10 protein-coding genes are annotated in these 13,459 nt (G+C 60.8%); 8 read left to right on the forward strand and 2 right to left on the reverse strand.

From position 1 onward, the window contains the following. Positions 1-61: 61 nt before the first annotated feature. Positions 62-2,500 carry an FdhF/YdeP family oxidoreductase gene (locus tag CLAM6_RS09380; RefSeq protein ID WP_153635858.1) on the reverse strand — a complete coding sequence of 813 codons (2,439 nt, stop codon included), beginning with the start codon at positions 2,498-2,500 and terminating at the stop codon, positions 62-64. A 267-nt stretch (positions 2,501-2,767) separates the two neighbouring features. Between CLAM6_RS09380 and CLAM6_RS09385 the strand changes: the two genes are divergently transcribed. Then, the gene (locus tag CLAM6_RS09385; protein WP_153635859.1) at positions 2,768-3,208 is read left to right on the forward strand and encodes a hemerythrin domain-containing protein; all 441 of its coding nucleotides are present in this window, start codon (positions 2,768-2,770) and stop codon (positions 3,206-3,208) included. Between the two features lie 229 nt (positions 3,209-3,437). Here the strand turns inward: CLAM6_RS09385 and CLAM6_RS09390 are convergent, their stop codons facing one another. Then, positions 3,438-4,247: a spermidine synthase gene (locus CLAM6_RS09390; RefSeq protein WP_197738651.1), complete on the reverse strand. Its 810-nt coding sequence runs from the start codon at positions 4,245-4,247 to the stop codon at positions 3,438-3,440. Positions 4,248-4,687: 440 nt separating this feature from the next. Between CLAM6_RS09390 and CLAM6_RS09395 the strand changes: the two genes are divergently transcribed. From CLAM6_RS09395 to CLAM6_RS09425, 7 genes are all read left to right on the forward strand, one after another. Next, positions 4,688-5,041 (forward strand): hypothetical protein, encoded by a 354-nt coding sequence (locus CLAM6_RS09395; protein ID WP_153635860.1) that lies wholly within the window; start codon positions 4,688-4,690, stop codon positions 5,039-5,041. Positions 5,042-5,241: 200 nt separating this feature from the next. Beyond that, on the forward strand, positions 5,242-6,096 hold the full coding sequence (locus CLAM6_RS09400; protein ID WP_153635861.1) for an SDR family oxidoreductase: 855 nt from the start codon (positions 5,242-5,244) through the stop codon (positions 6,094-6,096). Positions 6,097-6,422: 326 nt separating this feature from the next. Further along, a complete protein-coding gene (locus CLAM6_RS09405; protein WP_153635862.1) occupies positions 6,423-7,445 on the forward strand; it encodes a patatin-like phospholipase family protein in 1,023 nt (340 codons plus the stop codon). A gap of 213 nt (positions 7,446-7,658) precedes the next feature. Continuing rightward, positions 7,659-8,735, forward strand: coding sequence for a hypothetical protein (locus CLAM6_RS09410; protein ID WP_197738652.1), 1,077 nt, complete (start codon positions 7,659-7,661; stop codon positions 8,733-8,735). A gap of 782 nt (positions 8,736-9,517) precedes the next feature. After that, entirely contained in the window at positions 9,518-11,014 is a 1,497-nt protein-coding gene (locus tag CLAM6_RS09415) for a cytochrome c (protein WP_153635864.1), read from the forward strand. A 10-nt stretch (positions 11,015-11,024) separates the two neighbouring features. Next, on the forward strand, positions 11,025-12,629 hold the full coding sequence (locus tag CLAM6_RS09420; protein ID WP_153635865.1) for a flavin monoamine oxidase family protein: 1,605 nt from the start codon (positions 11,025-11,027) through the stop codon (positions 12,627-12,629). A 10-nt stretch (positions 12,630-12,639) separates the two neighbouring features. Next, positions 12,640-13,446, forward strand: a complete 807-nt coding sequence (locus CLAM6_RS09425; RefSeq protein WP_172978675.1) for a c-type cytochrome — start codon at positions 12,640-12,642, stop codon at positions 13,444-13,446. Positions 13,447-13,459: the final 13 nt, after the last annotated feature.

A 13,459-nucleotide genomic window follows, 5' to 3' on the forward strand; every position in this document is an offset into this window, starting at 1 on the left:
CCGAGTACAGGATGCAAATTTTTTCAGGTTTTCCTTGTTCAGCGGTTCATGCTGAAGCCCTTCAGCTGCTCGCCAACACCCCTTCGCTGGCATTGACCTCTTCAGTGTCCATCAGGCGCAGTCTGACCGGCACCGATTTCGAGGCGGGCGTATTGCTGCGCGCATCGCGGTGATCCAGCGGAATCAGATCATTGGTTTCCGGATAGTACGCTGCCAGACAGCCGGTCGGGATGTCGTATTCCTTGAGCTTGAAGCCCGCCATGCTGCGCTCGACGCCGTCTTCGCTGACCGTTTCCAGCGTCACGCGCTGACCCTCGCTCAGGCCCAGCGTCTCGAGATCCTGCGGGCTGATCATCACCACCATCCGCGTGCCATAGACGTCGCGATAGCGGTCGTCATTGGAGTAGACGGTGGTATTGAACTGGTCGTGACCGCGCATGGTGATGAGCAGGAAGGTGCTATCCATGTTCAGGGTCTCATGGGTGACCTTGTTCAGCCCCTCCTCATCCGTGCCCAGCCCCTCGGGGAATAGGAAGTTGGCACGCCCCGAGTCGGTATGCCAGATGCGCTCGCGCGGGGCGATGCGGATATGGAAGCCGCCCTGAGCCAGGCGCGCATTGTAGTCGGGGAAGATCTGCGGGAAGACCTCTTCGATGCGATCACGGATGCGCGCGTAATCCGCCTGCAGCCAATCCCAATCCAGGGTCGGATGCGGCGGCAACGTCGCCTTGGCCAGCTGACAGGTGATGGCGATCTCGGAGTGCAGGCTTGGGTCCGCCGGTGCCATCACGCCGCGCGACGGCGCCACGTTGCACATACCGTCCTCGGCACTGGAGACCTGCTCCGCGCCCTTGCCATCGGCGCCCGCCTGCAGGTCACGTTCGCTATGGCCAATCGTGGGCAGCACCCAACCATGCTTGCCGGGGTGCAGGTGACTGCGATTGAGCTTGGTGGCGACATGCACCGTCATGTCGAGATCGTGTACCTTCTCGACCACGCGCTTCTGATCGGGAATCGCACGGAAGAAGTTGCCGCCCATGCCGATGAAGGCCCGTACCTCGCCACGCAGAATCGCCTCGCAGCATTCGGCGACATCATGGCCATTCTCGCGCGGGCACTTGATGTCGAAGACCCGATCGAAGGCATCCAGCATCGCGTCATTGGGCAGGTTCTCGATGCCGACGGTGCGGTCACCCTGCACATTGGAATGGCCGCGTATCGGGCAGGCGCCCGCGCCGGGCTTGCCGATATTGCCACGCAGCAGCAACAGATTGATGATCTGCTGGATGGTGTCGCCGCCGCGCGCATGCTGGGTGATGCCCATGCCCCAGCAGCAGATCACGCGCTCGGCCTCCAGATAGGTTTGCCCCGCCTGTTCCAGCGATTCACGTGACAGGCCGGACATGGCGACCAGATCCCGCCACTCGAGCTTGCGGCAATGCTCGGCGAAGGCATCAAAGCCGTGGGTATGCTGGGCGATGAAGTCATGATCCAGATAGCCCACCGCATGCGGATTGCACTCGCGAAGCGCGTCGTCAGCCTCGATCACGTACTTGCACATCGCCTGCACGGCGGCGAGGTCCCCGCCGATGCGCAGCTGATGATACTGACTGCTGATCTCGACACCCTTGCCGCCCAGCATGTCCTTGGGCGACTGCGGATCGGCAAAGCTGACCAGCGCCCGCTCGCGCAGCGGGTTGAAGCTGACCACCTCGGCCCCGCGGCCACGCGCCTCGTGGAGATCCCCCATCATGCGCGGGCTGTTGGTGCCGCTGTTCTGGCCGAAGATGAAGATGGCATCGGCCTGCTTGAAGTCCTCGAGATTGACCGTCGCCTTGCCGATGCCGATGGACTCCGGCAGCGCTCGGGAGGTGGTCTCGTGACACATGTTCGAGCAGTCCGGGAAGTTGTTGGTGCCGTACATGCGCCCGAACAGGGAAAACAGGAACGCCGCCTCGTTGGAGGTACGCCCCGAGGTGTAGAACTCGACCTGATTCGGGTCCTCATAGCGTTTGAGGCGTTGGCCAATCTCGGCGTAGGCAGCTTCCCAACTGGTGATCTCGTAGCGGTCCGTCTGGGCGTTGTAGCGCAGGGGGCGCGTCAAGCGCCCTTCCTTCTCCAGATGGTGATCCGACCATTCACGCAACTCGCTGAGCGTATTGTTGGCGAACAGCTCATCACTGACTCGTTCACGTGTCGCCTCCCACGCCAGCGCCTTGGCACCGTTTTCGCAGAAGTTGGCCCCCTTGGGCTTGTCACCATTCGGCCAGGCGCAGCTCGGGCAGTAGAAGCCATCGGGCTTGTTCATCTTCATCAGGCTGCGATGGCCCTCGATGGGTAGATGCTCCTGCCAGATGAACTTCTCGACCGCCTTGATCGACGGCCAGCCACCGCCCGGCGGCCGGTCCAGCTGACTGCCGGACAGCGACGCCGATAACGCCGGCGCGTGGGACCCCTTGGGGCCGAAGGAATCGACTGGCGTGGTCTGGTCTTGGGACATGTCGGGGCTCCTGACGGTGGCGGCCGGCGGCTGGCATCGATCAGACACCGCTGCGGTCACGCCACCGAACAAAGAATTCAAGGGTAACCATTGCTTCCTTGACTCGCGCCAAGCCTTTTTCAAGGCCGATCGCCGTTGCGCACTTGAACTTCCGCCGATCCGCCACCAGAGTTGTACAGACCTGACACAAACAAGATCGCACTTGAGCAAGACCGCACACAAGCAGACCTGCCACTCAACACGCCAGACATGATGAGGAGCTGGAACATGACCGTATTTGAAGCCCTGCGCGAGACCCACGACGAACAACGCCGCCTGCTGGACATGCTGCTGCAGACCGAGGGTGACAGCGAGCCGCGCGATGATCTGTTCAAGCGTCTCAAGGAATCGCTGACCAATCACGCCGGTGCTGAGGAACGCGCGCTCTACATGCCGATGATGGAGCACGACATGACGCAGGAGAAGGCGCGTCACAGTGTCGCCGAGCACCATGAGATCGATGAACTGGTCGAGAAGCTCGAGGCGACCGACTACAGCTCGCCGGGCTGGCTGGCCACAGCCAAGCAGCTCGAGCACCTGGTGACCCACCATCTGGATGAGGAAGAGCAGGAAGTCTTCCAGCTGGCAGGCCGCGTCTTCGATGACGCCACCAAGAAGCGCCTCGCCGAGGAATATCATCAGGACATGAAGGCGCGCGAAGCGGCCTGAGCCAGAATTCAGCATCGAGCCAGGTCGAAAGCGCTTGGCGCTGTGACAGGCTGAATGCTATCGATAAGCGCCGATGACGCACACGAAAACGGGCTGACCACATCATGTGGCCAGCCCGTTTTGTCATGCGTTCAACCAGCCGCGAAGGCGCTGCTGTCTCTCACAGCGTGTGTCATAGCGAATGAGGCGAAGAGTCATCCATCACGTCATCAGCCACGACGCACTCGGGTTACTTGCGGCGCGATGGCCGTGCGGTACCTTTCGCTGCCGACTTTCTGCTTGGGCTGCCTGAGCGCTTGCCCTTGCCTCTCCCAGCCTTAGGCCTGGCATCAAGTGCCTCGGAGCGCCCCACGTAACGCGCGATCCAGATGGTGTGCTTGGCTCCCGAGGTGCCATGCGCGTAGACCTGACGCGCCTCGGCCTTGAAACCGGCCCGCGACAGGCGCTGCGAGAAACGCGCATCGGCCGTGGCCGACCACACCGCCAGAATGCCGGCCGGGCGCAACGCCCTGGCGCATACCGCCAGCCCCTCCGCACTGTAGAGCCAGTCGTTGTCATCCGCAGTCAGGCCTTCCGGGCCATTGTCCACATCCAGCATGATGGCATCGAAGCCACCGGGCGCTTCACGCAGCATCTCGGCGACATCGCGATTCTCGACTGTCGTGCGCGGGTCCCGAATCGGATAGCCCGCCTTGGCCCCCAGCGGGCCGTCATTCCAGGCCACCACTCCCGGTACCAGCTCGGCGACGACCACCTCGGCATCTGCCTTGAAGTGCTTGAGCGCGGCAGCCAGCGTGAAGCCCATCCCCAGGCCGCCGATCAGAACGCGCTGTGGCGCCGCCGACGTGCCGCGACTCTTGAGCAGGCCGGCAGGAATCTCAGCCAGCGCATCTTCCGAGCCATGCATGCGGGTGTTCATCAGCTGCCCGCCCTTGCCGCTCTCGATCTTGATGACGAAGTCCTCGCCATACTCGAACAGGCACAACGAATCCGACGTGCCGGGGATCGGCGCGGTATCGAGCAGCACAAAGCGTTTCATGGCACATCCATAGAAGGAAAAATGATCATCTGTCAGGTGGCTTCGTGGCCATCCTGACTATATTCAACATGACGGACATCTGTACGACATGGGGGAGCGTTAGTCTAACAGTCAGAACCCCATGGCAGGCATCCGCCTGCGCGAAGGCATGAAGTTTCGCGAAAGCACGAGAAAAATGAGAGCATGCGCGCATCAAGGCTGGAAGATATTCGCGAATTCTCTAATACTAGCTTTTGTAGAACGCAACACCGTCGTAAACCAGACACACTCAGAACGAACACTCTCAGTAGCAACTGTCACTTGCCTGATGGCTGGCGCGCAATGTAAAGCGCGTGGGTCTCGCCGGCAGATGGGCTAGCCTCACCACCGACGAAGCAGCGTGACACCTAGAGAATCACTCAAGATTCCGACTCATCGGAACCCGAAAAGAGGATATTTCGATGCCGCATACCCATCCGGAGCGACTCGCGACGATCAGTGCCAGCCAGGTCGAGGAACATTTTCGCGATCTCCATCCCATCGTGGCGTTGGTCTCAGCCACTCGGCTGCTGCAATTCCTCGAACGGGAAGGTCTGACACTGCATGCACACCGTGCCCTGTGCGCCAACATCATTCGCAAGGCATTGCCCAGCCTCGAAACCGGCCCCGGGCATGATCCTGCCAATTTGCCGAGCCTGCACGGAATAGAACAGACCGAGGAAAGCGAGCCGCGTGTTCCGCTTGCGCAGGCCTTGGCAGCGGGCGCCAGTACGCCAGCCACCATGCAAGACAAGCATGAGGATATCGCCTCCTGACAACCGTCAGGCTTGCCGATGACGAGACATTCTGACGCCCAGCTCCGTTCACACGGGGCTGGGCGTTTTTATATCGCTAAACAAGAAAATCATGATTAAGGGGGTTTAATCCGCCACGATCGTCCACAGATCTGTGGGTAGACGTTCAGCGTCTGAACGCGCAGCAGCGCATTCACGATCAACGAACCGGAGGTGACGGCATGACTCAGCAACAGCCCCCACAGCATCAGAACTATCAACCGGGCGATGAACATCGCATGGACCCCAAGCCCGAATATATCCGCGAGAGCTATCGGGGCAGCGGCAAACTTCTGGGCAAGGTGGCAGTCATCACCGGTGGTGACAGCGGTATCGGTCGCGCCGCCGCCGTGCACTTCGCACGCGAGGGTGCCGATTGTCTGATCACGCACCTGGGCAGTGAAGAAGTCGATGCCCAGGAGACCATCCGTCTGATCGAAGCCGAAGGCAGACGCGGACGCCGCATCGCAGGGGATATCGGTGACCCGGCCTTCTGCCGCAAGGTTGTCGAGGGCGCTCTGGAGGAATTCGGTCAGCTGAATATCCTGGTCAACAATGCTGCAGAACAGTACGACTGGGACGACGTCACCGAGATCGATGACGAACAGATCGAGCGCACCTTCAAGACCAATCTGTTCAGCCACTTCTACATGATCAAGGCCGCCGTGCCGCATCTTTCCAAAGGCGACTCCATCATCGCCACCTCGTCCGTCAACGCCTTCAAGGGCAACGACAGCCTGATCGATTACAGCGCCACCAAGGGCGCCATCCAGGGGCTGGTACGCTCACTTTCCGGCACGCTGATGGACCGCGGCATTCGCGTCAATGCGGTTGCACCCGGCCCGGTCTGGACTCCCTTGATCCCCGCCAGCTTCGAGGATGAGAAGGTCGCCAACTTCGGCCAGCAAGTACCGATGGAGCGCCCCGGTCAGCCTAGCGAGATGGGCCCGGCCTACGTCTATCTGGCCAGCGAAGATTCAAGCTACATGACAGGCCAGACAATCCACCTCAACGGCGGCGTCGTGCTCAACACCTGATCGCCCTGCTTTTTCAGGCTCCCACTGTGCCTGATGCTTGAGAGCAGTACCGCCGCAAGCGGCGAGAAACAACCGCGCAGGAAACGCAAGGCCACCCGATCCGGGTGGCCTTCTTGCATAGGGGACGGTTCATGGAAGACGCGCTGCACCTCGGCGCCTGCTCAGCGCTCAAGCCGCCTTTGCTCTCCCTGGAAGTATCAGGTCCTCCTGTCTGTCCCTATCAGTCTTTTCAGTCGGCTGAAAGCCAGTGGCCTCTCTATTCTGGTAGCAGCCACAGACGTTGCCGTGGACAGGATTGAGCATTACCCGCTCTGCAGGAGGCAAGCATGTCCAAGTTGATTCTTTCTCTGGATGGCGGCGGCATACGCGGGGCGGCCACCGCTCAATTTCTGATGCGTGTCGATGCGACACTCAGGAATGAGCACCGTACCAGTCTGCGTGAGCAGGTCGATTTCTATGCAGGCACCAGCACCGGCAGCCTGATCGCGCTGGCGCTGGCGACCACCGACATGAGCCTCGAGGACATCAATGGGCTCTACAGCGCGACCAGCGTCAGGCAGATCTTCGCCGACAACCGCGGCTGGTTCGAACTCGATGGCATCAATGCACCCAAGTACGAGGCCAAGGGCAAGAGCACGATGCTCAAGAAGCACCTCGGCCAGGCCAAGCTCAGGGATGTCCCCGCTGGCAAGCAGGTGCTTGTCGTCACCTACGGCATCGAGAGACGCCGCCCGCATGTCCTGAAGTCGAGCAAGCGCGAGCATCACAAGCTGCTGGCCTGGCAGGTGGCGGATGCCTCCAGCGCGGCGCCGACCTACTTCCCGACCCGAGACATGAAGCTCGGGCCGGACAACGAGCAGACCTGGCTGATCGATGGCGGCGTCATCGCCAACAACCCCACCATGTGCGCCATCGCCGAAGCCTGTCGCCTGTGGCCGCATGAGCCGCGTCGCGTGCTGTCGATCGGCACCGGAACACGCACGCGCAAGATCAATGGCCCGGATTCGCAGCACTGGGGCGCAGTACAGTGGGTGCTGGAAGGCAGCCTGATCGACGTGCTCTCCGATGAGAAGGTGGTCGGCTATCAGGCCATCACCATCTCGCCGCCGGGCAGCTATATCCGCGTCAATGCCGAGATGCGCCCGCAACCGGGGATGCTCAAGGCGCCTGATGACGCGATGGACGACATCAGCACCACCAACATCAAGCATCTGAAGGTCATGGGCGATTTCTGGTTCGAGCAATATGGTGACGCCGTGGTGGCCCTGATCACCGACCGCTACCAAGGGCCCTCGCTTGACCGCATCGATCCTCTCACCGGCCGGCCGCAAGCCTATCAACCGCACTGAGCAAGCCTTCCCCACATTGCACTCGGAGACGTCTGTCAGCGATTTTGCTACTCTGCGCTGCCGTGCTTCACGCCGACCCGAGTTCATTCAATGACACATGGCACACCGCAAGACACTCGCATTCGCCCCGCCACCTCAACATGGCGAATGCTGGTGACTTTCACATTATCTCTGGCGATTCTCGTACCCACTACAGCGCAGTCAGACGACGATATGCACTTTGACCAGCCGGAAGCCTTCGCCACCCTGAAGAAGGCGGTCAGCTATTTCGATGAAATGGATACCTTGCCGGAAGAGGCATGGATCAGCCGAGATCAAGCGTCGGCGCGCAGCGATATGGACGAGATGATAGAGGAAGCCATGCAGGCCCTCGACGTCCCGCAACTCTCGACACTGCGCAGCACCTATCGCCAGGTCGAGGACAAGATACGCGAGTCGCGTAGCGAGATTTCCGAGTTGAAGGAAAAGCGCATCCTTGCGCCTGACACCGATGTCTCGACGCTGACGCGCCTCACGCCCACCGACACCCTGCGCGAATTCACCGCCAGTACGCGCGGCGATTATGATCTGCTGATCGCCGCGCATGAGAAGAACATCGCCGCCTATCAGGGCGAGCTGACCACGCTGGAAGGCAAGCTGGCCGCGCGACTCGAGGAGATCGGCATCACCCTGACGCCAGACCAGATCCAGGTATGGCTGTCCTCGGTGGTCGGCGATGATGTGCTGACCATGAGTGTAGTGTTCGCCAGCATCAAGTCGGTGGCCCAGCAGCTCGCGGAGCTGACCCGCGACAGCGGCGAGAACCTCGACTACGCGCGTCGTTATTACGGCATGGTCGTCATGCTTCACCGCATGATCGTGACCATGCAGCAGGACTTCATCACGCGCGTGAATGATGAGGTACTGCCGCAACTGCAAGGCTTCGCCGACGAAGCCGAGGCCACCACGCGAGAAGCGCGCACGCTGATCAAGCAAGGCGGATCACGCGAGAGCCTGGAAAACAACATCCGCGCCAATACGCTGACGCTCAAGACGATCAACCTGTATCGTTCGCTGGTCACCGAGCAGCGCGACCGCGTCACGACCTCTCTGACCAAGAGCCAGCGCGAGCTTGCGGTGGCGACCAATACCTATCGCACCGTCAAGCTCAGCGCTCACGTCGCCGACCTGATCCGCCAGGGTGTCAAGACCTTCGACACCCTCGCCGGACTGCAGGTGCCGGTCGCCACCAGCTTCGAGAACAGCGCTATGCGCGAGGAATTCCGCAAGCTGACCGAGCGCATGCGCTAGCAGTCCACCTCCCTCTGGGCCAGAGGCAGGAAGCATGGTTCAGAGGGCATTTACCGTCTCTCTTCGGCAGGTTGCGCACGGCTTTCAGTTATCGATCATCTCTATGGGCTTGAGACATGGAACCTGAGATATACAACCTGAGACATGGCACTTGAGATCTAGCACTTGAGAAACAGAGCTTCAGGCACGGAGCTTGAGATTCACGCTGTTTCGCCCACTGCTCCCTCCGCACTTCGCGAATTACTCCGCTGCCCGTTTCGTTCCTGACTCCCCTCTTTATTCCATCCTGATCATTCCATCCTGATGAGAGTCTCTTCTGCTCTCAGCCCTGCTTTCCGCTGTACCCTCTCACTCAGGCCGTCCCCGTATCCTCTGTCAATCTTCCCTTGGCGACTTCGCCTGACCTCCTCCTCGCGGCTGCTCTTTCTGATTACTCTTGAAGACTGCTCTTGACGGTAGAGGTTTTCCGTTAATTCAACTATCCAACTCCAGCTTCAGTGGCCCCTGCTCTCGAGACGCCCACCATGAACTTGCGGGAAATCGCTAAACTTTAGAATAATCGCAGAACCTGAACTAACATGAAAACATGTCAGACTAGCAGGTGGCAGAACATCACCTGATGAGAAATACGTTCTTGACCCTGGATAGCCGGATTGAAGAGCGACAAGGCTTGTTCAGAGGAATCACACAGGAATGTCAGTCCTTTGACTGGGAGATTGATAGTCATTATCCAGGTCAGGACGCCACGATTTGCCTTCGTTACCCATGACAGGACGTGACTCATGCGCAAGCAATCGTTACGGACAACGGGACTGCTGGTACTGGGCAGTATGGTAGGGATCACCACCGCTCATGCCAGTGAAGCAACCGAGACCACATCTCCCAGGGCCGAGATCGAGCATGGGAAATACATCGCCCGGGCGGCTGACTGCGCGGCTTGCCACATGGGCCCTGATGGCACGCCATACGCTGGGGGCCGGCCGATCAGCACGCCGATGGGCGACGTGGTCGCCACCAATATCACATCATCAAAGGAATACGGTATCGGCGATTATTCGCTGGAAGACCTCACCAACGTATTGCGCCATGGCAAGACGCCCGACGGCAGCCACCTGTATCCCGCCATGCCTTACCCTTCCTATCGTGGCATGAAGCAAGACGATATCGCGGCACTATACGCCTATCTGCAAAGTATTCCCGCAGTGGATCGCGAACCCGAGGCCCACACCGACATGGACTTCCCATTCAATTTCCGGATATTGATGGCGATGTGGAATACGCTCGAACTTGAAGATGATCCTGCCTCACAGGGGCAGGATGGGGCGGTGAGTCGTGGGCAATACCTCGTGGATCATCTGGCACATTGTGGTACCTGCCATACCCCTCGCGATGATTTCATGGCCAGTGACTCGACGCGTTATCTGAGTGGTGCACGGTTGGGAATCTGGTCGGCCCCCAACATAACCTCCGATGAGACGTCGGGTATCGGTGCCTGGCAAGACCAGCAACTGGCGGATTATTTCAAACATGGCATGGCAGGCTATGTCGCCCAGGCAGCCGGCCCCATGGGCGAGGCTGTCCATCAGAGCCTGCAATATCTGAGCGAGAAGGATCGTCTGGCGATCGCCGCTTATCTGAAGACGGTGCCAGCAATTGAGGATGAGACCCAGCAACAGCCCGTGTTCGATCAGATGGCCAATCAGGCACTGCTAGGCCATGAGCCGGTGGTGAGCCCCGCCACCCGCCACCGCGAAGACACGCTGGCAACGCAAGGCCTCAGGCCAGACGATATCGCGCAACCAGACACCGGACAGGGGCTCTACCTCACCCATTGTGCAGCCTGCCACGCGGCGGATGGCAATGGTCAGCCGGTCTCCTACTACCCGAGTCTGAACGGGAACACCACCCTGCGGCGCGCCGACCCGCGCAACCTCATCGCGGTGATTACCGAGGGTGTCGCCTATCAAGGCGCGACGCCACTGCCTCAGATGCCGGGCTTTGCTGAAGTGTTGAGCCATGCCGAGACCGCCAAGGTGGCCAACCATGTCAGAACCGAGTTTGGCGGGCACGACGAGAGTCAGCTCACGGCGCAGGACGTCAATGAGCTGATCACGGGTGAGCGCCCGGTGCCGGCACTGATACGCCACGCCGGTACCCTCGCCTGGCTGGGCATTATCGTGGCCGTGACACTGGCGGGCCTCGCTGGTTGGTGGCTATGGCGGCGCCGTGATCGCCGCCAGCCCGCCAGTGCCACGTCCAATACCCATCACTCGCCATAAGGGTGTTCTCATGCCTACGCCTCCTTTCATGACACGTCGCGACCTGCTGACCATGATCGGCAGAACCGCTGGTGCGAGCGCACTGTATTCCGCCATGTCCTCCATGGGCCTTGCCAAGGCCTCGACCTTCACCGGTGAATTGAATCTCTCACAGGCCCCCAAGGGCGACAGCGTCCTGGTGCTGGGGGCCGGCCTCGGGGGCATGACGGCGGCCTACGAATTGCGCAAGGCGGGTTACGACGTCAGCGTACTGGAATACAGCGAGCGGGCCGGCGGGCGCTGCTTCACGCTCCACGCCGGGGATACGGTCACTGATCTTTCCGGCGAGACACAGCACTGCGACTTCTCACCTGGCAACTACATCAATGTCGGCCCGTGGCGGGTGCCTTATCACCACTACGGTGTGCTGCATTACTGCAAGAAATTCGGGGTCAAGCTAGAACCCTTCATCCAGCTCAACTACAACGCCTATGTGCACGCGCAGAACGCTTTTGAGGGCAAGCCACAGCGGGTACGGGAAGTGCTGACCGACATCCACGGCTACACCTCGGAGCTGCTGGCCAAGGCCACCGACCAACGTGCACTGGACGAAGTACTGACGAAGGAAGACTGCGAGGCTCTGCTCGACCAGCTGGATGACTGGGGGCGCCTGACCGGCGATCACCAGTATCAGCAAAGTCTCAAGGCCAGCCGCTTCCGAGGCTACGAGCATTGGCCTGCCGGCGGCCTGATGCCAAGGCCGTCGCCCAGCAAGCCACTGGATTTCAAGGAGCTGCTGCACTCCGGCCTGTGGGGACTGCTGCTGGATTACTTCAACAACGAGTACCAGCACACCATCTTCGAGCCGGTGGGCGGCATGGATCAGATCGCCAAGGGCTTCGCGCGCGAGGTCGGGGACCTGATTGAATATCGCGCCCAGGTGGTGCGCATCGAACAGTCCGAGACTCAGGTCATCGTGCACTACATCGACCCGAGCCGGCCGGACGACATCAAGACGCGCAGTGCCGACTGGTGCGTGTGCAACATTCCGCTGTCGATCCTCAGCCAGATTCCAGTGGATGCCTCGCCGGCCTTGCGTCAGGCCATCGCCGCAGTGCCCTATGGCAGCTCCACCAAGACCGGTCTCGAGTTCAAGCGTCGCTTCTGGGAACAGGACGAGAGCATCTTCGGGGGTATTACCTTCACCGACCTGCCAATCACCACCATCTCCTATCCGGCCTACGACTACTTCAGTGATGGCCCGGCGGTCCTGCTGGCTGCCTACACCTTCGATGATCCCAACAGCTACACGATGTCCACGCTGACCGCCAGGGAACGCATCAAGGCAGCGCTGGCCTACGGCAAACAGATCCACCCCCAGTATGAAGAGGAATTCTTGAGCGGGGTCTCGTGGTCCTGGCATCGCAGCCCCTGGTCACTGGGCTGCTACGGCCTGTGGACCGATGAACTGCGTGCGGCACACTACGAGACACTGTGCGAGATCGATCATCGACTGGTGCTGGCCGGCGAGCACTGCTCCTACATCCCTGCCTGGCAGGAAGGCGCCATTCTGTCGGGCATGGATGCCAGCCAACGTCTGCACGAGAAAGCCACCAAGCACAAGGCAAGCGCCTGAGGGGGCCAAGTTGATCTTCCACGACACCGGTTCATCGGCGAAGGGCGCAACCAGGCAAGCAACGAAATTCGCCACCATGGGATGGCGTAGCAGCGTGATGGCCTGTGCTCTGGGCGCGGTGAGTCTGACCACCACGGCCCTGACGGTATCGGCCGCCGCAGCGACGAACGACAGTATGCAACATCACCGTCTCACGCCGCCGTGGGTAGTGAGTCAGGCAGACTCCCGCCAGGCCACCACGGCACCCCCGGACCGGAAGCCTGAACAAGGGGCGAAAAAGACACCCGAAAGCGGTGCTGGCGGGCCTTCCCGAGAAGGCGCCAGCAACTCGACTGACAAGACCGCCGAGGACAGCTCTAGGCCAGGCGCCAGCAAGGGCACCCTGAAAGCCACCGGCGAGGCAACGGGGAAGACAGGCACTATCAGTGCGCCCGTCACGTCCGGCAGCCAGGAGGTGAACCCGCGCTGGGAGGAGTGGTTTGCCGACACCAAGGGCTATTCCGCCAGCAGCGGCAAGGCAGTCTATGAGACCCTGTGTCAGGCCTGCCACATGGCAGATGGTCAAGGCGCTCAGAGTGCCGGCACCTTCCCGTCCTTCGTCGGCAATGAACGCCTGCGCACGCCCTACTATGCCGTTGATGTGGTGCTCAATGGCCTGCGCGGCATGCCTGGCTTCGGCGACACCTTGAGTGACAAGCAGATCGCCGATGTGGTGAATCACCTGCGCAGCCATTTCGGCAACCAGCTCGAGGCGACGCTGAGCGCCGAGGATGTCGCGCGCATGCGTCCCGATCTCGGCAAGGCCGAACCTCGCTGAAGCCGGGCGTACC

The organism is Cobetia sp. AM6, from assembly GCF_009617955.1.
GTDB classification, from domain to species: domain Bacteria; phylum Pseudomonadota; class Gammaproteobacteria; order Pseudomonadales; family Halomonadaceae; genus Cobetia; species Cobetia amphilecti.